The sequence below is a fragment of the Nocardiopsis trehalosi NBRC 14201 genome (genome assembly GCF_001552555.1).
GTDB lineage: Bacteria > Actinomycetota > Actinomycetes > Streptosporangiales > Streptosporangiaceae > Nocardiopsis_B > Nocardiopsis_B trehalosi.
On record NZ_BCRK01000113.1, the window covers coordinates 1 to 20,424 of the forward strand.

The following is a 20,424-nucleotide window of genomic DNA, read 5'->3' on the forward strand; positions in this document are numbered from 1 at the left end:
GGCGGGTGGCCGGGGGACGCCGAGCGTGCCGCCGCCCGTCCGGAGGCCGGAGGCGGCCCCTCCACCTCCGGACCGCCCGGCGCCACCCCCGGTGCGCCCGGACGCGTCGGTGCCGCTCCCGGTGGGCCCGGGCGTCCGGGGGCCGCTCCCGGCGACCCGGACCGCCCCGGCGGCGCGCCCGGCGACCGCGACCGCGACGACGACCGCGACTCCGGCGACGACCGCGGGCGGGAGCGGTCCACGGGCGGCGCCAGCAGCTCCACCATGGCGCTGATCCTGCACGCCCTGACGTTCCTGTGCTGCGCGAACTGGCTGTTCGGCGTCATCGGCATCGTGTTCGCCGTCCGCGCCGCCCACCAGCGCGACCGCGGCCGCTACGTCCAGGCCGAGACGCTCACCCGGTACTCCTGGTACTGCCTGGGGGCGGCGGCCGTCATGTTCGCGGTGATGGCGGTGTCCTTCCTGGTGATGCTCACCCAGGCCGGGTCGTGGGTCGAGGGCATCGTCCCGGTCACCAACTACTGACCGGCGCCCGTCCGGGCCGGTGCGCCGCCGCGCACCGGCCGTGTCGGGCCATGGCGGCGGACCGATTCGGGTATGTGTTGGTGGACGGCCACGGAAGGCGGGCAACGGATGGACGACCAGCGGTCCCCCGCGGAGCGGTACTGGGACACCGGTCCGGCGGTCGCCGGGTTCGGCGGCGGCGCGGCCGCCCCCGCGCTCGGGGCGCCCCCATCGGGCGCGCCGGCGTTCGGCCCGCCCGCGCCCGGCGGCCCCCTGGCGGGGGCGGCCCCCGGAGCGCCCGCGGGCGGTGCCCCGTACGCCGGGCCGCCGCCCGGGGCGGTGTTCGGCCCGCCGCAGCACCGCGCCGGCCCGCCGCCGGGTGCCGCGCCGTCGGGCCCGCCGGCCCGCACGGGCAGCGCCGCCGTCGGTCTGGCGTGCGCGGTGGCGACCCTGCTCATCCCGGCGTTCTTCCTGCTGATCGGGTTCCCGCTGCTGGGGCTGCTGGTGAACGTGCCGGGCATCGCCTTCGGCGTCGTGGCGCTCACCCGCACCGCCGACCCGCCCGAGGTCGAGCGGTTCATCCGGTACATGTGGGCGGGGACGATGCTGTACCTGGCGCTGGTCGCCGTGGTCTTCGCCGCCGTGATCGTCCTGCTGATGGCGACCATGCCGCCGTTCTGACCCCGCCGCCGCGCCGTGCGGCGCCCGCGTCGGGCGGTCGCCCCGGCGGGGCCGGCGTCCGGCCGTAGAGTGGGGCGGATGCCGGGGCATAGCTGGGTGGCCTCCGGTGTTGTGCCCGGGGGCGGTCCGCACCCGCCCGCCGACGTCCCGATGCGAGGTCCGTGTGTCCTGCCTGATCGTCCAGTCCGACAAGACGCTGCTGCTGGAGGTCGACCACGAGCTGGCCGACGAGTGCCGGCGCGCCATCGCCCCCTTCGCCGAGCTCGAACGCGCCCCGGAGCACGTGCACACCTACCGGGTGACCCCGCTGGCGCTGTGGAACGCGCGCGCCGCCGGGCACGACGCCGAGCAGGTGGTCGACGCGTTCATCACCTACTCGCGGTTCCCTGTTCCGCACTCGCTGCTGGTCGACATCGCCGAGACCATGGACCGCTACGGCCGGCTCCGGCTCCAGCAGCACCCGGTGCACGGGCTGGTGCTCCAGGCCGTCGACCGGGCGGTGCTGGAGGAGGTCGTCCGCTCGCGCAAGGTCGCGGGGATGCTCGGCGACCGGGTCGAGCCCGACACCGTCGTGGTGCACCCGAGCGAGCGCGGCAACCTCAAGCAGGCGCTGCTCAAGCTGGGCTGGCCCGCCGAGGACCTGGCCGGGTACGTCGACGGCGAGGCCCACCCGATCGACCTGGCCGAGGGCGAGTGGGAGCTGCGCGGCTACCAGCGCGAGGCCGCCGAGAGCTTCTTCGCGGGCGGGTCGGGTGTGGTGGTGCTGCCGTGCGGCGCGGGCAAGACCGTCGTCGGCGCGGCCGCGATGTCGCTGGCCAAGGCCACCACGCTGATCCTGGTGACGAACACGGTGTCGGTGCACCAGTGGCGCAGCGAGCTGCTGCGCCGCACCACGCTCACCGAGGACGAGATCGGCGAGTACTCCGGTACCCGCAAGGAGATCCGCCCCGTCACCATCGCCACCTACCAGGTCATGGCGGCGCGCCGGAAGGGCGTCTACAGCCACTTGGAGCTGTTCGACGCGCGCGACTGGGGCCTGGTGGTCTACGACGAGGTGCACCTGCTGCCCGCGCCGATCTTCCGGATGACCGCCCACCTGCAGGCGCGCCGCCGGCTCGGCCTGACCGCGACGCTGGTCCGCGAGGACGGCCGCGAGGGCGACGTGTTCTCCCTCATCGGCCCGAAGCGCTACGACGCGCCGTGGAAGGAGATGGAGAACCAGGGGTGGATCGCCCCGGCCGACTGCGTGGAGGTCCGGGTGGACCTGTCGGAGGCGGAGCGGCTGGCGTACGCCACCGCCGACCCCGAGGACCGGTACCGCTTCTGCGCGTCGACGGGCGCCAAGACGGCGGTGGTGCGGGAGCTGGTGCGGCGGCACGCCGACGAGCAGGTGCTGGTGATCGGGTCCTACATCGACCAGCTCGACGAGTTGGGCGAGGCGCTGGACGCCCCGGTCATCAAGGGGGAGACCCGGGTGAAGGAGCGGGAGCGGCTGTTCGCGGCGTTCCGCTCGGGCGAGTTGCGCACGCTGGTGGTGTCGAAGGTCGCGAACTTCTCCGTGGACCTGCCGGAGGCGGGGGTCGCCATCCAGGTGTCCGGGTCGTTCGGGTCGCGGCAGGAGGAGGCGCAGCGGCTGGGCCGGCTGCTGCGGCCGAAGACCGACGGCCGGACGGCCCGGTTCTACGCGGTGACCGCGCGCGACACGGTCGACCAGGACTTCGCGGCGCACCGGCAGCGGTTCCTGGCCGAGCAGGGGTACGCCTACCGGATCACCGACGCGGGCGACGTGCTGGCGGGCGAGGAGCCGTGACCGGCCGCCGCGCCCGGGGGTCCCGGGGTGCGGCGGGCCGGAGGCCTCACATGCTTCCTCAGAAGCCCCAGGTGCTCTCGGGGACGACGCGGATCTGGGTCGCGTAGGCGGCGGTGAAGGTGGCGGCGTCGAAGCCCAGTCCGGGCAGTTCGTCCCGGTAGCGGTCGAGGTAGCCGGGCTGGTCGGCGGCCGGGACAGGTGGGTCGGCGATCTCGGCCCGGCCCCGGACGACGAGGACGTCGCCGCCTCCGCTGTCGGAGTTGAAGTTGAGGGTGACGTGCGGGTTGGCGCGGATGTGCCGCACCTTGGCGGCGCCGGGTTCGGAGTAGACGGTGAACGCCGTTCCGTCCCACACGAACCAGACGGGCCGCGGCGCGGGGCGCCCGGACGGGGTGACGGTGGTCAGCCAGATGACGCGGTCGCGTTCGGCGCGTTCGCGCATACGCGGGGCGGGTGCGAAGGACACGGCCCCATTGTGCGGCCGGGGCGGCGCGGGGTCCAGGACCGGGGCGGTTGCGTCGCGGTCAGACGGACGGCAGCGCGCCCATGACGTAGGTGAACCCGGCGGCGGCCCAGGCGATGAGCGCGTAGCCGAGGGTGCGGGCGCGCAGGGCGGCGTCGCGGCGGATGGCGGGGGTGGCGAACGCGGCGATCATGAGGATGAGGGCGAGCATGGCGGGGATGAGCGAGGCGATCGCGAACAGCCCCTCCTGCTCGGCGCAGGAGGCGTAGCCGGGGCTGAGCGGGTCGCCACAGAACACGTTGTCTCCCAGCGTTGTCGGCACTCTTGTCGGCCGCCGCGCGGCGGCGGGCGCGGCCCGGAGCGGACGCCCGGCCGTGGGGGGGCGGTTTCCCCGACCGTACCGGTTCGCGGCGGAGCGGGCGGGCGCTCAGGGCCGGGGCGGGCGCGGCTCCGAGGTTCTCCCGCCGCACGCTTTACATCCGCGTGGCCGGCGTCAAATCATGGGGGGGATTCCGGACTACACGGAGGAACATTATGGCCGATCACCCCGGTCCCGCGTCCGCCACCGCGACCGCGCTCCCCCGCCAGGGCTTCCACTCCCTGCGGCCGGGGGGCCTGAACTGGGACTCCTTCCCCCTGCGGCTGTTCGCCAAGGGCAACGCGAAGTCGTGGGACCCCGCGGAGATCGATCTGAGCCGCGACGCCGAGGACTGGGCGGGCCTGTCCGAGGAGGTGCGCGACCGCGTCCTGCGGCTGTGCGCCCAGTTCGTGGCGGGTGAGGAGGCCGTGACCGAGGACATCCAGCCGTTCGTCCGGGCGATGGCCGCCGAGGGCCGCATCGGCGACGAGATGTACCTGACCCAGTTCGCGTACGAGGAGGCCAAGCACGTGCAGGCGTTCCGGCTGTGGCTGGACGCCCTGGGCGTCGACGCCGACCTGCACTCCTACGTGGACGCCAACCCCGGGTACCGGGCCCTGTTCTACGAGGAGCTGCCAGCCGCGCTGCGCGCGCTCGACGCCGACCCGGGGCCGCGCGCCCAGGTGCGGGCGTCGGTCACCTACAACCACGTCATCGAGGGGACGCTGGCGCTCACCGGCTACCACGCGTGGAACCACATCTGCACGGCCCGGGGGATCTTCCCGGGGATGCGGACGATCATCCGGCGGATCGGCGACGACGAGCGCCGGCACATGGCGTGGGGCACCTTCACCTGCCGCCGGCACGTGGCGGCCGACGACGCCAACTGGGCGGTGGTGACGGAGCGGCTGGAGGAGCTGCTGCCGCACGTCATGGCGACCGTGCGGGCGGGCGAGGAGCCGGTGGCGGACCCGGAGGCGCGCCGCTACCAGCTGCCGCCGGGTGAGCTGGCGGAGTACGCGGGCGACCGGGCGCTGCGCCGGCTGGGCGCGATCGAGACGGCGCGCGGCATGCCGGTGGAGCGGATCGACGTCGACGCCGCGCCGGAGGAGTTGGAGGAGCGCTTCGGCGAGGAGGACCGGGCGGCGCTGGCCCGGCTGGAGTGACCGCGCCGCCCGCCCGTCCACGTCGCGGTCACCCGGCGGGGACGGGGGCGGGCGGCGGGTAGGGTCGGGGCCATGCCGACCCTCACCCCGCCGCCGTCCGGTGTCGTCGACGCCCTCGCCTGGGTGCACGTGCGCGATCGGCGGCTGCTGGCCGTCCGCGCCCGCGAGCACGCGCTGTTCTACCTGCCCGGGGGCAAGCGCGAGCCGGGCGAGAGCGACGCGGCGGCCGTGGCGCGCGAGGCCCGCGAGGAGCTGGGCGTGGTGCTGCGGCCCGCGACGATCACCCCGTTCCAGGTGGTGGACGCGCCCGCGCACGGCTACCCCGAGGGCACCCGGGTCCGGCTGGCCTGCTTCACCGCCGACCACGACGGCGAGCCCGCCATGGCCGGCGAGATCGTCGAGACCGCCTGGCTGGGCTGGGCCGACCGCGACCGCTGCGCGCCCGCCCTGCACCCGGTACTGGACCGGCTGCGCGAGCGCGGCCTGATCGACTGAACCGGGGCGGCGGCCCCGTTCACCGGCGGGCGGCGGGCCCGCTGCCGGTCGCGCCGGCCGGCTCCGGGGCGGGGCTGCGGGGCAGCCCGGCGAGCGCGGCGAGGCGCGTGTAGGAGTCGAGCATCCGGTCGCGGTCGTAGGCGCTGAGGGTGACGAGCAGTTCGTCGGCGCCGGACCGCTCCACCAGGTCGGCCAGGGCGGCCGCGACCTCCTCCTCGGTGCCGGCGGTGTGGCCGGTCATGGCCTCGGCGAACCGGTCGCGTTCGCGGTCGGTCATCGGCAGCGCGGCGACCTCGTCGGGCGGGTCGAGCGGGGGGAACTCGCCGCGCGTGCGGGCGTGGGCGTTGGCCCACGCCTCGGAGACGAGCAGGTCGCGCGCCTGGTCGGGGGTGGGGGCGACGGCGACGTTGCGGGACACCACCACGTAGGGCCGGTCGGCCCACACCGAGGGGCGGAACCGTTCGCGGTAGCGCTCGATCAGCCGGAGCATGGCGTCGTCGCCGCGGACGGCGGCGATGACGAGGGGCAGTCCCGCGTCGGCCGCCAGCGCGGAGCCCTCGCCGGTGGCGAGGAGGAAGGGGGCGGGGCGCAGCCCCTCGCCCGGGATGGCGCGGACGCCGGGGTGGACGTCCTGGTCGCCGGTGAAGTAGCCGAGGAGTTCGGCGAGCTGTGCGGGGAAGTCGTCGGCGGCGTCCTTGCCGCGGCCCAGGGCGCGGCGGATGCCGCCGGTGAACGCGACGGAGCGGCCGAGCCCCATGTCGATGCGGCCGGGGTGGAGGGCCTCCAGGACGCCGAACGCCTCGGCCACCACGAGCGGGCGGTGGTTGGGCAGCATCACCCCGCCGGTGCCGACGCGGATGCGGCTGGTGGCCGCGGCGACGGCGGCGGCGAGCACCGCGGGCGCCGAGCCGGCCACCCCGGGCACGCTGTGGTGTTCGGAGACCCAGAAGCGGGTGTAGCCGAGCGCCTCGGCCTGGGCGGCGAAGGCGACGGTCTCGCGGAGGGCCTGGGCGTGGGTGCGTCCGCGCCGGACGCTGGAGCGGTCGAGGACGGACAGGCGCAGGGAGCCGAGTGGTGCGGTCACATCTGTGCCAACGCCGCCGGGCGGCGGGAATTCCGCCGCCCGGTAAGGGGTCGGCAGCGGGCGGGGCGGCCCGCTGCCGGAAGGGGTGTGGGACGTCAGCGCATCGCGTTGGCGAGGGTGCCGGTGACCTGACCCTCGGGGTCGGAGATGATGCAGTCGATCTGGCGGTCGCCGCTGGCCCAGGACTGCTCGGTCGGCACGTACCAGGAGTAGAGGAGGACGGACTCCTCGTAGGGCATCCCCACGAAGGTCTCGAACTCGGTGTAGCAGGCGTCCTCGGCCTGCTGGTCCAGGGCCTCGGCGCCCGGGAACTCGCCGTCGGTGACCTCGGTCTCGGCGTAGACCTCGGAGTCGTGCGGCTGGTCGCAGGCGATGGTCGGGACCTCCTCGACCTCACCGGTGGTGGTCTCGTCGTTGAGGCAGTCGCCCACGGCGATGGAGAAGACGTCGGAGGTGACCTCTTCGGTCCCGGTGGGGGCCGCCGGGGTGGCGACCTCCTGCGCGGCCTCCTGGGCGGCACCGAGGATCGCGCCGCACCCGGACAGGGCCACGGTGGCGCCCGCGGCGACAAAGCCGAGCGCAACGGCACGGAGTTTCGGTGAAATGGCAGCGGACATGGCGAATAACCCCATTGACGGATGCGGAGAGATTGGGATGTCGATGAAGATATCAGCAGACATCCGCGACTCGGTCATTTTGCCCCACCCTGGAGGCGTATGCCCAGGTCAACGGCGGTGAACTTCTTCCGTCACACTCCGGACACGGCGCGGTTTCCGAATGGTGGCGGGTCACGTTTCGGGTTCGCGCGGATCGCCACCCGGGGGTTGCGTTTGTTGAGGTCACAGTGACGCCGCGACCGCGCTCCGCAGGCCTACGTTCCGTAGCCGACCGGAGCCGCGCCGCCCCGGGGAAAGGGCACCGGGAAAGGCGCGCATTCCGCGCTCCCGCCATCATCCGGAACGGCGGAACGGCCGCCGGAAACGGCCCGCGATAAAGCATCCGACCGCGCGGATAAGCGGAGTCCATTCTTCCTTGGGGAATTCCCGGCGGACGCCGGCACGGGGGCCGGCGGACGCGGGGCGCCCCCGTCGACCGGCCGCCGGGGACCGGTCGGCGACCAGGGGGCGCGGACATCCGGACGACCACCGGAGATCCGCCGTTCGGGCAGGTCAGAAGCTTTTCTCCGGGTGATCCGGGGGTGCGCGCGCCCGTCCGGACCGGAGCACCGTCCCCCCGGACGGCCCCGCCGCGCACGCGGGCAGCGGCGCCCGGCGTATACCGCCGCGCCCACCGGAGCGCATTTCCCGGACCGGCCCGCCGCGCGCGTTCACGGCCGGGGTCCGGCCGCGCCCCTTTCACCGGCGGGGGCGCCCCGCGAGCGTATCGTTCGAATACCGCGCGGTCGGTCGGAAAACAGCGGGCGCGGGGACCGGTCCCCGCCGCCCCGCACAGCCGTGTCACCGTGCGCGACCAGGGCGGCGCTCGGCGCGACGCCGGGGGGCCGGGACGCGCCACCGGGCCCGAACGCGAACAAGGGCGGCCCCCCGAAGGGGACCGCCCCTGCCGTCGCAGGTGGGTCTGCTCGCGTACCCGGACTCCGGACCGAAGGGGTCCTAGAAGTCCATGCCGCCCATGCCGCCGGCGTCGGGGGAGGCCGCGGCGGCCTTCTCCGGCTTCTCGGCGATGACGGCCTCGGTGGTCAGGAACAGGCCGGCGATGGACGCCGCGTTCTGCAGAGCGGAGCGGGTGACCTTGGTCGGGTCGATGACGCCGTCCTTGAACAGGTCGGTGTACTCGCCGGTGGCGGCGTTGAGGCCGATGCCGGGCTCCAGGCTCTTCACCTTCTCCGCGACGACGCCGCCCTCGAGGCCGGCGTTGATCGCGATCTGCTTCAGCGGCTCCTCGATGGCGCGGCGGACGATGTCGGCGCCGATGGCCTCGTCGCCCTGCAGGTCCAGCTTCTCGAAGGCCGCGACGCCCGCCTGCAGCAGGGCCACGCCACCGCCGGGCAGGATGCCCTCCTCGACGGCCGCCTTCGCGTTGCGGACGGCGTCCTCGATGCGGTGCTTGCGCTCCTTGAGCTCGACCTCGGTGGCGGCACCGGCCTTGATGACGGCGACGCCGCCGGCCAGGCGGGCCAGGCGCTCCTGCAGCTTCTCGCGGTCGTAGTCGGAGTCGGTGCGCTCGATCTCGTTGCGGATCTCGTTGACCCGGCCGGAGATGGCGGTGGCGTCACCGGCGCCGTCGACGATGGTGGTCTCGTCCTTGGTCACGACGACCTTGCGGGCGCGGCCCAGCATGTCGAGCTCGGTGTTCTCGAGCTTGAGGCCGACCTCCTCGGTGATGACCTGGCCGCCGGTCAGGACGGCGATGTCGCCGAGCTGGGCCTTGCGGCGGTCACCGAAGCCCGGGGCCTTGACGGCGACGGACTTGAAGGTGCCGCGGATCTTGTTGACGATGAGGGTCTGCAGCGCGCCGCCCTCGAGGTCCTCGGCGATGACGACCAGCGGACGCCCGGCCTGCAGGACCTTCTCGACAACGGGGAGGAACTCGTTGTTGTTCGAGATCTTGGAGTTGACGATCAGGATGTAGGGGTCCTCGAGGACCGTCTCCATCCGCTCCAGGTCGGTGGCGAAGTAGGGCGAGATGTAGCCCTTGTCGAAGCGCATGCCCTCGGCGAGTTCGAGCTCCAGCCCGAAGGTCTGGCCCTCCTCGACCGTGATGACGCCTTCCTTGCCGACCTTGTCCATCGCCTCGGCGATGGCGTCGCCGATCTGGGTGTCGCTGGCGGAGATGGAGGCGGTGGAGGCGATCTGCTCCTTGGTCTCCACGTCCTTGGAGAGGTTGGCCAGCTCCTCGCTGATGCGGGAGACGGCGGACTCGATGCCGCGCTTGAGGCCGACCGGGTTGGCGCCGGCGGCGACGTTGCGCAGGCCCTCGCGTACCAGGGCCTGGGCGAGCACGGTGGCGGTGGTGGTGCCGTCACCGGCGACGTCGTCGGTCTTCTTGGCGACCTCCTTGACGAGCTCGGCCCCGATCTTCTCCCACGGGTCCTCGAGCTCGATCTCCTTGGCGATCGAGACGCCGTCGTTGGTGATGGTGGGGGCGCCCCACTTCTTCTCCAGGACGACGTTGCGGCCCTTCGGGCCGAGGGTCACCTTGACGGCGTCGGCGAGCTGGTTCATGCCGCGCTCGAGGCCGCGCCGGGCTTCCTCGTCGAAGGCGATCAGTTTGGCTGCCATGGGCTTATGTCCTCCCGAGACCGGGCTGCTACGCGAGGGAACGGGCGATGCCCGCGACGGACGGCCGCGGTCGGCCGGCAACCCGTCTGCCGGTACCCGCGGCCTCATCGGCTCCGCTCCAGGGTTAGCACTCGTCATCTCAGAGTGCTAACGGTCCCCTTTTTAGCACTCTCCCCCGGCGAGTGCAAACGCCTCCCGACCGAATCCACCCCCGTGCCACCCGCCCGCCGACAGGCCCCTGAACGGCGGAAACCCGCGCCCCCGGGGACGGACCGGGGACGCGGGCGGGCAGGTCGCGGGACGGGTCAGCACCCGCCGGCGACCGCCGGGATGATGGAGATCTGGGCGCCCCCGGCGACGGGGGTGGCGAGGCCGTCGGCGAACCGGACGTCCTCGTCGCCGACGTAGACGTTGACGAAGCGGCGGATGCGGCCGTCGTCGTCCAGGACGCGCGCGCGGATGCCGGGGTACCGGGCCTCCAGGTCGTCCAGCACCTCCCGCAGGGTGCCGCCGTCGGCCGCCACCTCGGCGGCGTCCTTGGTGTAGGTCCGCAGGATGGTGGGCACGCGAACGCTGACGCTCATGGCTGGGGAACTCCTCGATCGTTGGGGCCGGCGCGGTGCCGGCGGGCGGCGGGCGGGCCGGGTCAGAGCAGCCCGGCGTCCTTGAAGGCGTCCAGGGACGGCCGGATGGTCGCGGTGACCCCCGCGTCCACGGCGTTGAGCGTCTTCAGGCCGTCGCCGGTGTTCAGCACGACGGTCTCGGCGGCGGGGTCGAGGGCGCCCTCGGCGATCAGCTTGCGCAGCACGCCGGTGGTGACCCCGCCGGCGGTCTCGGCGAAGATCCCCTCGGTGCGGGCGAGCAGGCCGATGGAGTCGACCACCGCTGCGTCGTCGACGTGCGCGACCGCGCCGCCGGTGCGGCGGCAGATGTCGAGCACGTAGGGCCCGTCGGCCGGGTTGCCGATGGCCAGCGACTTGGCGATGGTGTCGGGCTTGACCGGCTGGATGACGTCGTGGCCCTGCTCCCAGGCGCGGGCGACCGGGGAGCACCCGGTGGCCTGGGCGCCGAACACCTTGTAGGGGCGGTCCTCGACCAGGCCGAGCGCGACCAGCTCGCGGAAGCCCTTGTCGATCTTGGTGAGCTGGGAGCCCGACGCGATCGGGATGACGATCTGCTCCGGGAGGCGCCAGCCGAGCTGCTCGGCGATCTCGTAGGCGAGGGTCTTGGAGCCCTCGCCGTAGTACGGGCGCAGGTTGACGTTGACGAAGCCCCAGTCCTCGCCGGCGGGGTCGCCGATCAGCTCCGAGCAGAAGCGGTTCACGTCGTCGTAGTTGCCGTCGATCGCGACGACCCGGCCGCCGTAGACGGCGGCCATGACGACCTTGCCCTCCTCCAGCCCGGCCGGGATGAAGACGCAGGACCGGAAGCCCGCGCGGGCCGCCGCGGCGCCGACCGCCCCGGCGAGGTTGCCCGTGGACGAGCAGGACAGCGTGGTGAACCCGAAGGTGCGGGCGGCCTCGACGGCGATGGCCACCACCCGGTCCTTGAAGGAGTGGGTGGGGTTGCCGGAGTCGTCCTTGACGTGCAGCGACCGCAGCCCCAGCTCGGCGGCGAGCCGGTCGGCGCGCACCAGCGGGGTCAGGCCGGGGTTCATGTTGGGCAGCGACGCCACGTTCGCGGGGACGGGCAGCAGCGGGGCGTAGCGCCAGATGTTGTTGGGGCCGGCGGCGATGGTGTCGCGGCTCACGGCGCCGAACTCGTAGGCGACCTCAAGGGGGCCGAAACAGAACTCGCACGCGAAGCGCGGGCCGAGGTCGTAGCGCTCGCCGCACTCGCGGCAGGACAGCGCGACGGCGGGGCCGAACGGGCGGGCGGCGGTGGCGGGTTCGGTGGCGGTCATCGCCATGCGAGGCGTCTCCCCTCATCTTCCCTAGGAGCCGATCTGGCTCTAGGCCGGAGTTGGCACCTGTCCCGGCCGCCTCGCGCGGACTCGCGAGAAACGCACACCGAGATGGTTGCCGGGGCTTCGCAGGGCCGTTCCCTCCACCCCTCTGGATGAGCAATGTGAAGTTGTGGTCGGACCTCTCGGGTCCGAGGGTCACTGTAACCGACGCCGCGTCCGGTTTTCCATCCCGGGTGACCCGTCCGACACCCGACCGCCCGGCGCCCGGGGCCGCGCGCCGTGCGTGCCCGGGCGCACACGGCGCGTGCGGCGGAGGTTTGCGCCCCACCGTGACGGGCGAGACCTATGACACCTTCCCCTACCGGCCCCTGTCCCGGTACGGGCTCGGTGTAGTCAAATGAGGACCTCGGATGACGACCACGCGAGAGGTGGACGAACAGGTGGACAAGGCACAGATCCTCGTCGCTTCCAACAGGGGACCCGTGTCCTTCTCGATCGGTGACGACGGTTCCCTCTCCCACCGCCGGGGCGGCGGCGGGCTCGTCTCCGGCCTCAGCGCCATCGGCGCCGAGAGCGACACCCTGTGGGTGTGCGCGGCGCTGTCCGACGCCGACCGCAAGGCGGCGTCCTCCGCGCCCGAGGGCCGGCTCGACCGCGCCGGGTTCGACGTCGGCGGCATGCGGGTGCGCATGCTCGACATCCCGCCCGCGACCTTCGCCAACGCCTACACGTCGGTCGCGAACTCCACGCTCTGGTTCGTCCACCACATGCTCTACGACACCCCGAACAAGCCGTCGTTCGGCGCCGGGTTCCGCGCGGAGTGGGAGGACTACCGCTCCTACAACGCGGCGTTCGCCGAGGGGCTGCTCACCGGGGCCGCCGACAACGCGCGGGTGGCCGTGCAGGACTACCACCTGGCGCTGGTGCCGCGGATGCTCCGCGGCCGCCGCCCCGATCTGCGCATCGCGCACTTCTCGCACACCCCGTGGGCGCCGCCGGAGTACTTCCGGATGCTGCCCGCCGAGATCGCGCGGGAGCTGCTGGAGGGCATGCTCGGCGCCGACCACCTCGGGTTCCTCAGCCCCCGCTGGGCCGACGCCTTCCTCCGCTGCTGCGAGACCTTCCTGCGCGCCGAGATCGACTGGTCCAAGCGGTGCGTCGAGTACGGCGGCCGGATCGTCAACGTCGCCGTGCACGCGCTGGGCGCCGACGCCGAGGGCCTGCGCTCGCGGGCCGCCGCCGACGACGTCGCCGAGCGCGCCGCCGCGCTGCGCGAGCGCGTCGGCGACCGCCGGCTGATCGTCCGGGTCGACCGCACCGAGCTGTCGAAGAACATCGTGCGGGGCCTGGAGGCCTACCGGGAGCTGCTGCGCGACCACCCCGAATGGCACGACCGGGTCACCCACCTGGCGTTCGCCTACCCCAGCCGGGGCGACGTCCCCGAGTACCGCGCCTACACCGAGGCCGTGCGCCGGACCGCCGACGAGATCAACGCCGAGTTCGGCACCGACTCCTGGACCCCGCTGGTGCTGGAGGTCAACGACGACTACCCGCGCTCGCTGGCCGCCTACCGCATGGCCGACGTGCTGCTGGTCAACCCCATCCGCGACGGCATGAACCTCGTCGCCAAGGAGGGGCCGGTGCTGTCCGACGACGGGTGTGCGCTGGTGCTGTCGACCGAGGCCGGCGCGGCCGACGAGCTGGGCGGCGACGCCCTGCTGGTCAACCCCTACGACGTGTCCGAGACCGCGCGGGCGCTGCACACGGGCCTGGAGATGCCGGCCGAGGAGCGCCGCGCGCGCTGCGGGCGGATGGCCGAGAAGGCGGCGGCGCTGCACCCGCAGCGGTGGCTGGCCGACCAGCTGCGCGCCCTGGGCTGACCCGCGCCGACCGGCGCGGCCGGCGCGGTGGCCGGCGGCGCCGGCCCGTGGGGGCGGACCGGCGCGTGCGGGCGCCGGCACCGCTCAGGGCAGCAGTTCCGCCACGACGGCCGCCTTCGCGGCGGCGTAGTCGCCGGGCCGGTTCCACCGGCGCTCGGCGAGCGCGGCCTTGGCCGCGGCGTAGCGCGCGCGGGCGGCGGGGTCGGCGCGCAGCAGGTCGCGGAACGCCAGCATGCGGGCGGCCGGGGCCGACCCCTCGGTGCAGACGTGCAGGTGGGCGGCGACGTCGGGGCCCTTGAACACGCGGTGCTCGTGCCACCCGGGTTCGCGGGCGAAGGCGACGTAGCCGGCCTTCTCCAGCCGCGGCAGGTAGGCGTCCTCGTCGCCGGCGTCGGCGATCAGCAGCAGCACGTCCACGCAGGGCTCACCGGCCAGGTCGGGCACCGCCGTCGACCCGACGTGCTCCAGCGCGCGCACATCGGGCCCCAGGGCGTCGCGGACGCGGTCGGCCTCGCGGGAGAACAGGTAGGGCCATTTCGGGTCGTAAGGGACGAGGATGATGCGACCGCCGACGAGGGGGGTGGCGGTCGGCGGCAGCGCCACGGGGTGGGCGGCGCGCGAGGGCAGGGACGCGGAAGGCTCACGGGGGGACATGACCGATTAGCCTTGCGGTCCGGGCATCGCGCGTCAAGACCGATGCCCCGCTGACCGGCGGCAACGCCGTCGATCCGGTGCGTGACGACCGGCGGCCGGTTCCGGCCGCCGGTCGGAGGGACCTCAGCGCCGGCGGCGGCCGGATCCGCGCCGCCGGCGGCCGCGCGCCGCGCCGCGGTCGGCGGCCGGGGTGTCGTCGTCGGGCGCCTTGGGGCGGCGGGAGTCGTAGGGGTCGACGGTCGCCCGGCGCAGCAGCAGCGTGGCGGCGGCGAGCAGGACGATGATCAGCACCGCGCCGCCGACCCACCACGCCCACAGCGGGACGGGGCCGCCGTCGTCGGCCTCGGCGGCCAGGTCCTCGTCGTAGAGCGGGACGCCCGCGGCGGCCTCCTCCGCGGCGGCCAGCGCGCCGGGGGCGTCGAGCACCGCCGGGCCGGACGCGGCCGGGGCGGCGCCCGAGGCGAGGGCGGCGGCGACCTGCTCGGGGCGGAGCTGCGGGTACTCGGCGCGGACCAGCGCGGCGGTACCGGCGGCGAACGCGGCCGCGTACTCGGCGCCGTCGGCGGTGGTGTAGCCGCCGCCGGCCTGGAGGACGGGCAGGGCGGCGCCGGGGGCGGCGACCGCGCCCTCGCCGGCCGGGGCGGCGCCGGGCAGCGGGGCGAGGTCCTCGCCGACGGGGACGGCGGTGACCGCGCCCGCCAAGGGTTCGGGGGCGGCCGCGGTGGCGGTGACGGCGGCGGCCGGGTCGGCCGCCGCAGCGGGGGCCACGACCACCACCCCGCCGCCGACGGCGGCGTCGACGGCGTCCCGCAGGCCGTCGTCCGGGGCGGTCGCGGGCAGGACGACGACCTGGGCGCCTTCGGCGACGGCGTAGCGGACGCCGTCGGCCACCGCCGCCGGGTCGGGGTCGCCGCCGTCGGCCACCCGCACCGACAGCAGGTGCGCGGCGGGCGCCACGCCGACGATCCCGCCGGTGAACTCGCGGCCGTGGCCGCGCCCGGCGGCGATGCCGGCCACAGCGGTGCCCGCGGCGCCGTAGCCGTCGTCGCCGGGGGCGGCGTCGGAGCCGGTGGTGTCGGTGCCGAGGGTGACGGCGTCGCGCAGGTCGGGGTGGGTGTCGTCGACGCCGTCGGAGAGCACGGCGATGGTGATGCCGTCGCCGGGGTTGACCGCGGCGGCCTCCTCGGCGCCGATGGCGTCCATGCCCCACTGCTCGGTGCGGAGTTCCCGGCCGGTGTCGGCGGCGGCGGGCGCCGGCGCGGCCACGAGGGCGGCCAGCGCCGCCCCGGCGGTGGCGGCGGCGCGCGCGGCGCGGGCGGCAGGCGTGCGGGTTGCGTCCCTGCGCATGGCTTCGGTCCCCCATTGCCGTATCGTCGGTTGTGCGCGCGGCCCGACCCGGCCCACCGGCGCGAACGCCGGACATTCTCGCATGTCCGGACGGAGCGGGCGGTTCCGGCGGACGGCCGCGCACCGGTGGCGGAACTCGGGGACAGGTAACTCTATCCCGCGGGGGCGATCATCCTGCGTCGCCTCCTCAGCCCTCCACCGAGTCGCTAGCATGAGTCGCGCCAATCCGGACGAGGAGGCGCCCAATGTCAAATCCCGGGCTATTCGACAGAGAACCGTCCGACACAGCGGCAGACGACCCATCGTCGGCCGACGCGTCCGATCTGACCGACCGCGAACGCCGCATCCTCGCCTTCGAACGCCAGTGGTGGAAGCTCGAGGGGTCCAAGGAGCAGGCGGTCCGCGACGCGTTCGGGCTCTCTCCCACACGCTACTACCAGCTGCTCAACGGCCTCGTGGACCGTCCCGAGGCACTCGCCTTCGATCCGATGACCGTCAAGCGGCTGCGCCGGTTGCGCGCCGCGCGGCGCCGCCGGCGCACCGCCCGACAGCTGGGCATCCAGCTCTAGCCGCGGCCCGCACCACCGCGCCCGCCACGAGGGCATAGCAATCAGCACGCACCGAGCGGATACGAGCGAGACAGCACCCATGGCACTGCCCCACCCCCGGTCCGGCGCGGGGACCACCGCGCTGGACCGGATCCGCAGCCACCCGGCGGGCGCCCTGCTGGCGTTCGACTTCGACGGCACCCTGGCGCCGATCGTGGCCGACCCGCGCGACGCCCGCGCCTACCCCGGTGTCACCGACGAGCTGGCGCGGCTGGCGCCGCTGGTGGGCACCGTCGCCGTCATCACCGGCCGCCCGGCCGCCACCGCGGTCGAGTACGGCGGCCTCGACCGGGTCCCGGGCATCGTCGTCCTCGGCCAGTACGGGCGCGAGCGCTGGTCGGAGGGCCGGCTCTCCACCCCCGAACCGCCGCCCGGGGTGGCGGTGGTCCGCGCCGAACTACCCGCTGTGCTCGACCGGGCGGGCGCGTTCGAGGGCACCTGGATCGAGGACAAGGGGCACGCGCTGGCGGTGCACACCCGCCGCACGGCGGCGCCCGACGCCGCCCTGGACCTGCTGCGCGCCCCGCTCGCCGCGCTGGCCCGCCGGACCGGCCTCGCGGTCGAGCCCGGCCGGCGCGTCATCGAGCTGCGCCCGCCCGGCGTCGACAAGGGCGCGGCGCTGCGCGGCCTCGTCGCCGAGCGGGGCAGCGGCTCCGTGCTGTACGCGGGCGACGACCTCGGCGACCTGCCCGCGTTCGACGCCGTCGAGGAGCTGCGCGGCGCGGGTGTGCCCGGGCTGACGGTGTGCAGCGGCTCCGACGAGGTCGCGGCGGTGGCCGAGCGCGCCGACCTGGTCGTCGACGGCCCCGAGGGCGTCGCCGGGCTGCTGGCGGTGCTGCGGCCCGCCCTGGCTACCGGCTGAACGCGGCGTGCACCGCCGCCCGCAGGTCGCACAGCCCCGTGCGGCGGCGGCCGAAGTGGACGGCGTTGGTCAGCAGGCCGACGTAGCGCCCCGATCCGGGGTGCAGGTGCAGGCTGACCCCGGTGTACCCGTTGTGGTAGACCACCCCGCCGGTGGTGACGAGCCAGGCGAGGCCGCGCGCGCAGCCGTCCTCGACCGGTACCTGCGCGGTCCAGCTCTGCCGGACGTAGCCCGCCGACAGGCCGAGCGCGTCGCCCTCGTCGGCCGGCCGCAGGAGTTCGCGGGCGAACACCCCCAGGTCGATGGCGGTGCTGAACGCGCCCGCGTGCCCGGCGACCCCGCCCATGAGCGCCGCCGCCTCGTCGTGCACGACCCCCCAGGTGGCGGCGGTGCCCGGGATGCGCCGCTCGGTGGGCGCGACCATCGGGCCGCGCGGCAGCGGGCCGTAGGTCGTGGCGGTCATGCCGGCCTCGGTCCACAGGTCGGCGGCGAGCCGGTCGAGCGGGGCGCCGAACAGCCGCTCCAGGACCAGGCCGAGCAGGATGAAGCCGCGGTCGATGTAGCGGTAGCCCTCGTCGTCCAGCGGTTCGGCCAGGATCGCCTCGGCGAGGTCCTGGTCGGTGCCGACGTAGCGCTCCAGCCAGGTCACCGGGTTGAGCCGGGACGTGTGGGTGAGGATCTGCCGGGCGGTGACGCCCCCGCCGGGGTAGGGGCCGCCGGGCACGTGCGCGGACAGCGGCGCGTCGAGGTCGAGCAGGCCGCCGTCGACCGCCCGGCCCACCAGCGGCCAGGTGGCCATGACCTTGGTCAGGCTGGCGACGTCGTAGTGCACATCGGGCCCCGCGAGGGCGCCGCCGTCGGCGGTGGTCCCGCCGACGGCGACGAACTCCCACATGCTCCCGGTGCCGACGACCGCCGTGCCGCCCGGCACCCAGCCGGCGTCGACCATCACCTTCAGCACGCCGCGGATGTCCGCCCCCGTCTCCGCGAGCCAGTCTCCGTCCAGCACATGCCCCTCCTCCACCGGTACTCCCCCATCGGCGGATACCCGCTGGACACGGGGTCGTCACCCCGCCTCCGCGACGGGCGGACGGCGGACGGCCGAAACCCGCGGAACCGGTCAGGTGAAAATGGCGAGCTTGAACTGGGCGTGGGTGACGTCGACCGCACTGGAGCCGTTGTGGCGCACCATGACGCCGAGGGGGGTGCCGGGGTCGACGAAGACGCCCCACGCCTTGGCGCGGTACTGGCCGCCCGGGGTGGCCCGGTGGTCCTCGGTGCAGGTGGAGTCGGCGCCGCCCGCGATGCCGAGGGGGTCGCGCACGAACCGGTCGCGGACCTCGGTGTAGTCGCCCGCCGCCCAGTACAGCAGCGCCTTCACCTCGCCCCACCCGGCCGTGGACGGCCAGATCAGTCCGGAGCGGGGGTCGGGGAAGCGGGAGGTGGCGCCGTCGGGCTGGTCCGGCTGGTGCATGCCGTGCCCGTCGGCGGACTCGCCGGCGTAGGGGAAGCGGATCAGGTGGTAGGCGCCGTCGCCGGGGATCGACTGCGGCGAGTTCAGGATCAGCGAACACACGTGAACGGCCATCGGCCATCGGCCTCCGTCTCCGGCCCGGTGGGGCCACTGGGGCAGGGGCTCCAGTCGATCAGGCGGCCGGCGGCCGCCGCAGCCCCGGGGCCACATCCGGCCGCCGCGCGCGGTGCGCGGCGGCCGGGGCGGGCGGGGGCGGCCGGGCGTCAGTGGCCGTGCGGCCAGGGCGCGATGCGCCCCAGGTCCTCCAGCTCGTGGACGGTACTCCAGGGCAGCGGCTGGTCGGGGTCCCACCACCGCGCGGACTCGTAGCCCTCGCGGTCCATGGAGGGGTCGGGTACCCCGCACGCCGCGTAGAGCAGGCCGCGGACCGGCCCGCGCAGCGTGCTCATGTAGGCGTGCTCCAGGGCGCCGTAGGTGATGCCCTCGTTGATGGCGATGAGGTAGCCGCCGGGGCGCTTGACCAGCACGAACGGTGTGCGCCGGGGCAGGGGTGACAGGGTGATGGACAGCGGCGGGGTCCAGAAGTCGGACCGTTGCAGGCGGAGGTGTGACACAGGCTTCCCCTCCCGGGAGCTGCGGGTAGCGGGGCTGTTCACTTGCGAGCGGGCCGGACGGGCGCGGCGGCGCCGCGTCCCCGGCGGCGCGCGGCGCCGCGGCGGGGCCGGCGGGGATCAGGGATGGACGGGGCGGCGCGCGCGGGCGCCGGGGGCGGGGCTATCCGCCGGCGCGGCCGGCGGAGGCGGCGCCGAGGGCGAGTTCGACCTGCACGAAGACGGCCGCCTGGGTGCGGACGCCGTCGAGGACGCGGTCGACCATGCGGGCGGCCTCGGCATCGGTCAGGCCGTCGTGGGTCTCGGCGTCGGTGACGACGCTCGCGACCACGTCGCCGACGGCGGTGTCGATCCGCCTCCGGCGGACCAGGTACCGGTCCGTGGCCACGCACTGGTCACCGAGATAGGTGCCGGATGGGGCCATGCTCCACCTCCATAGGCGGTTCATCGGCCGGTCCGCACGCGCCCGCCGTCCACGCGGGGCGCGAGGTGCAAGCGGCGGTGGCGTGTCGTACACCGCCGCCGCACCGCCGGTCCGACCACCGACAGTTCCGACCTTACCCGCCCCGGCCGCCCTCGCGCTCGCTCCGGGAGCGTACCGGAGCCCTTCCGGAACGTCGTCGGCGCAGCCAGATGGGGTGGGGAGACCGGACCAGATACCGAACAATCCCGTTCGCGCAATCCCGCTAACGGGACGTTGTGCACCATGGGTCACCACGGCAGCCGCACGACCACCCGCCCCGCACCCCCGCCGCCCCTCAACCGCCCCACCCCCGCCGCCCTCGACCGCCCCTCGACCCGCGCCCCGCTCAGCCCGCGCTGCGCGCCGCCGACGGATCCGGAGAGGCGGTTCCGAGTCGGCGGCGTTCCGGCCGCCGCCATCGCCCCTGCCGTCGCGCCGCCCCGTACCCGCGCGGCACCCGCACCCGCTGTTCTCGGACCCCGGCGCCCAGGTACGCCCGCAGCGGTCCGGCACCGCGCGGAACGGCCCCTCTCCCCGGTGACCACCGCGAACGGGTGGCGACGACGCCCCGCATGCGGCCCTCGTCGGGGAAGGTCGGCGGCCGAGCGGAGGTTCGCCGCCGGTCGGCCGCCGGTCCCGCCCTAGGACCGACGCGGCCCCCGACCAGCGGTGCGGCCGCCCCACGCCCCCGCGCGGCGGACGCCCCTCCTCATGTCCGTCCCCCGCGTCAACGTGTCGGCCGCGACACGGAAGTCTCGCCCCACGGCCACCCCACGACCGGACCGTCGGGCGGCCGTCTCCCCCGGGGGACGGCCG

General features: G+C 74.9%; 21 protein-coding genes and 1 riboswitch. Of the genes, 8 read left to right on the plus strand and 13 right to left on the minus strand.

From position 1 onward, the window contains the following. The 3 genes from NT8_RS31550 to NT8_RS18615 all read left to right on the plus strand — a co-directional run. Positions 1–525: hypothetical protein (locus NT8_RS31550; RefSeq protein ID WP_394326586.1), on the plus strand; the 525-nt coding region annotated here is incomplete at its 5' end. A 108-nt stretch (positions 526–633) separates the two neighbouring features. Then, positions 634–1,185: a hypothetical protein gene (locus NT8_RS18610; protein WP_067971153.1), complete on the plus strand. Its 552-nt coding sequence runs from the start codon at positions 634–636 to the stop codon at positions 1,183–1,185. A gap of 163 nt (positions 1,186–1,348) precedes the next feature. Continuing rightward, on the plus strand, positions 1,349–2,995 hold the full coding sequence (locus tag NT8_RS18615) for a DNA repair helicase XPB (protein ID WP_067971155.1): 1,647 nt from the start codon (positions 1,349–1,351) through the stop codon (positions 2,993–2,995). 58 nt (positions 2,996–3,053) lie between these two features. Here NT8_RS18615 and NT8_RS18620 read toward each other — a convergent pair whose 3' ends face one another. Together NT8_RS18620 and NT8_RS18625 are read right to left on the minus strand one after the other, a co-directional pair. Continuing rightward, positions 3,054–3,461, minus strand: coding sequence for a TIGR03667 family PPOX class F420-dependent oxidoreductase (locus tag NT8_RS18620; RefSeq protein ID WP_174549600.1), 408 nt, complete (start codon positions 3,459–3,461; stop codon positions 3,054–3,056). Positions 3,462–3,519: 58 nt separating this feature from the next. Continuing rightward, on the minus strand, positions 3,520–3,756 hold the full coding sequence (locus NT8_RS18625) for a hypothetical protein (protein WP_067971158.1): 237 nt from the start codon (positions 3,754–3,756) through the stop codon (positions 3,520–3,522). Between the two features lie 236 nt (positions 3,757–3,992). Between NT8_RS18625 and NT8_RS18630 the strand changes: the two genes are divergently transcribed. Beyond that, entirely contained in the window at positions 3,993–4,982 is a 990-nt protein-coding gene (locus tag NT8_RS18630) for a R2-like ligand-binding oxidase (protein WP_067971160.1), read from the plus strand. Positions 4,983–5,054: 72 nt separating this feature from the next. Continuing rightward, entirely contained in the window at positions 5,055–5,477 is a 423-nt protein-coding gene (locus tag NT8_RS18635) for an NUDIX hydrolase (protein WP_067971161.1), read from the plus strand. 19 nt (positions 5,478–5,496) lie between these two features. Here NT8_RS18635 and NT8_RS18640 read toward each other — a convergent pair whose 3' ends face one another. The 5 genes from NT8_RS18640 to thrC all read right to left on the minus strand — a co-directional run bounded on the left by NT8_RS18640 (position 5,497) and on the right by thrC (position 11,712). Then, entirely contained in the window at positions 5,497–6,561 is a 1,065-nt protein-coding gene (locus tag NT8_RS18640) for an LLM class flavin-dependent oxidoreductase (RefSeq protein ID WP_067971163.1), read from the minus strand. A gap of 95 nt (positions 6,562–6,656) precedes the next feature. After that, a complete protein-coding gene (locus NT8_RS18645; RefSeq protein ID WP_067971164.1) occupies positions 6,657–7,112 on the minus strand; it encodes a septum formation family protein in 456 nt (151 codons plus the stop codon). 1,062 nt (positions 7,113–8,174) lie between these two features. Beyond that, the gene (gene groL, locus NT8_RS18650) at positions 8,175–9,803 is read right to left on the minus strand and encodes a chaperonin GroEL (protein WP_067971166.1); all 1,629 of its coding nucleotides are present in this window, start codon (positions 9,801–9,803) and stop codon (positions 8,175–8,177) included. A 305-nt stretch (positions 9,804–10,108) separates the two neighbouring features. Further along, a complete protein-coding gene (locus NT8_RS18655; RefSeq protein ID WP_067971167.1) occupies positions 10,109–10,387 on the minus strand; it encodes a ubiquitin-like small modifier protein 1 in 279 nt (92 codons plus the stop codon). Between the two features lie 62 nt (positions 10,388–10,449). Next, positions 10,450–11,712, minus strand: coding sequence for a threonine synthase (gene thrC / locus NT8_RS18660; RefSeq protein ID WP_067971171.1), 1,263 nt, complete (start codon positions 11,710–11,712; stop codon positions 10,450–10,452). Positions 11,713–11,724: 12 nt separating this feature from the next. Next, a riboswitch (SAM riboswitch) is annotated at positions 11,725–11,868 on the minus strand. A 281-nt stretch (positions 11,869–12,149) separates the two neighbouring features. Between thrC and NT8_RS18665 the strand changes: the two genes are divergently transcribed. After that, positions 12,150–13,589 (plus strand): alpha,alpha-trehalose-phosphate synthase (UDP-forming), encoded by a 1,440-nt coding sequence (locus NT8_RS18665; RefSeq protein ID WP_067971185.1) that lies wholly within the window; start codon positions 12,150–12,152, stop codon positions 13,587–13,589. Between the two features lie 84 nt (positions 13,590–13,673). Here NT8_RS18665 and NT8_RS18670 read toward each other — a convergent pair whose 3' ends face one another. Both NT8_RS18670 and NT8_RS18675 read right to left on the minus strand, forming a co-directional pair. Beyond that, complete coding sequence (locus tag NT8_RS18670) at positions 13,674–14,243, minus strand: GrpB family protein (RefSeq protein WP_067971173.1); 570 nt, start codon at positions 14,241–14,243, stop codon at positions 13,674–13,676. Positions 14,244–14,366: 123 nt separating this feature from the next. Then, the gene (locus NT8_RS18675) at positions 14,367–15,590 is read right to left on the minus strand and encodes a S8 family serine peptidase (RefSeq protein WP_067971175.1); all 1,224 of its coding nucleotides are present in this window, start codon (positions 15,588–15,590) and stop codon (positions 14,367–14,369) included. A 245-nt stretch (positions 15,591–15,835) separates the two neighbouring features. On the opposite strand from NT8_RS18675, the gene NT8_RS18680 reads away from it, so the two are divergent. Further along, the gene (locus tag NT8_RS18680; protein ID WP_084469075.1) at positions 15,836–16,159 is read left to right on the plus strand and encodes a DUF3263 domain-containing protein; all 324 of its coding nucleotides are present in this window, start codon (positions 15,836–15,838) and stop codon (positions 16,157–16,159) included. Positions 16,160–16,238: 79 nt separating this feature from the next. After that, positions 16,239–17,060 carry a trehalose-phosphatase gene (otsB, locus tag NT8_RS18685; RefSeq protein WP_067971177.1) on the plus strand — a complete coding sequence of 274 codons (822 nt, stop codon included), beginning with the start codon at positions 16,239–16,241 and terminating at the stop codon, positions 17,058–17,060. On the opposite strand, the gene NT8_RS18690 is transcribed toward otsB, so the two are convergent. The 4 genes from NT8_RS18690 to NT8_RS18705 all read right to left on the minus strand — a co-directional run bounded on the left by NT8_RS18690 (position 17,050) and on the right by NT8_RS18705 (position 19,569). Further along, a complete protein-coding gene (locus NT8_RS18690) occupies positions 17,050–18,069 on the minus strand; it encodes a serine hydrolase domain-containing protein (RefSeq protein ID WP_067971178.1) in 1,020 nt (339 codons plus the stop codon). The genes otsB and NT8_RS18690 overlap by 11 nt on opposite strands. A gap of 111 nt (positions 18,070–18,180) precedes the next feature. Next, the gene (locus NT8_RS18695) at positions 18,181–18,648 is read right to left on the minus strand and encodes a hypothetical protein (RefSeq protein ID WP_067971179.1); all 468 of its coding nucleotides are present in this window, start codon (positions 18,646–18,648) and stop codon (positions 18,181–18,183) included. A gap of 149 nt (positions 18,649–18,797) precedes the next feature. Next, positions 18,798–19,148, minus strand: a complete 351-nt coding sequence (locus NT8_RS18700; RefSeq protein WP_067971182.1) for a hypothetical protein — start codon at positions 19,146–19,148, stop codon at positions 18,798–18,800. A 160-nt stretch (positions 19,149–19,308) separates the two neighbouring features. Next, positions 19,309–19,569, minus strand: coding sequence for a hypothetical protein (locus NT8_RS18705; RefSeq protein WP_067971184.1), 261 nt, complete (start codon positions 19,567–19,569; stop codon positions 19,309–19,311). Positions 19,570–20,424 lie beyond the last annotated feature (855 nt).

Coding starts and splice junctions, on each gene's coding strand:
- NT8_RS18610 (WP_067971153.1), top strand. CDS start 634: ATGGACGACCAGCGGTCCCCCGCGGAGCGGTACTGGGACACCGGTCCG.
- NT8_RS18630 (WP_067971160.1), top strand. CDS start 3,993: ATGGCCGATCACCCCGGTCCCGCGTCCGCCACCGCGACCGCGCTCCCC.
- NT8_RS18635 (WP_067971161.1), top strand. CDS start 5,055: ATGCCGACCCTCACCCCGCCGCCGTCCGGTGTCGTCGACGCCCTCGCC.
- groL (WP_067971166.1), bottom strand. CDS start 9,803: ATGGCAGCCAAACTGATCGCCTTCGACGAGGAAGCCCGGCGCGGCCTC.
- NT8_RS18655 (WP_067971167.1), bottom strand. CDS start 10,387: ATGAGCGTCAGCGTTCGCGTGCCCACCATCCTGCGGACCTACACCAAG.
- thrC (WP_067971171.1), bottom strand. CDS start 11,712: ATGGCGATGACCGCCACCGAACCCGCCACCGCCGCCCGCCCGTTCGGC.
- NT8_RS18670 (WP_067971173.1), bottom strand. CDS start 14,243: ATGTCCCCCCGTGAGCCTTCCGCGTCCCTGCCCTCGCGCGCCGCCCAC.
- NT8_RS18675 (WP_067971175.1), bottom strand. CDS start 15,590: ATGCGCAGGGACGCAACCCGCACGCCTGCCGCCCGCGCCGCGCGCGCC.
- NT8_RS18680 (WP_084469075.1), top strand. CDS start 15,836: ATGTCAAATCCCGGGCTATTCGACAGAGAACCGTCCGACACAGCGGCA.
- otsB (WP_067971177.1), top strand. CDS start 16,239: ATGGCACTGCCCCACCCCCGGTCCGGCGCGGGGACCACCGCGCTGGAC.
- NT8_RS18695 (WP_067971179.1), bottom strand. CDS start 18,648: ATGGCCGTTCACGTGTGTTCGCTGATCCTGAACTCGCCGCAGTCGATC.
- NT8_RS18705 (WP_067971184.1), bottom strand. CDS start 19,569: ATGGCCCCATCCGGCACCTATCTCGGTGACCAGTGCGTGGCCACGGAC.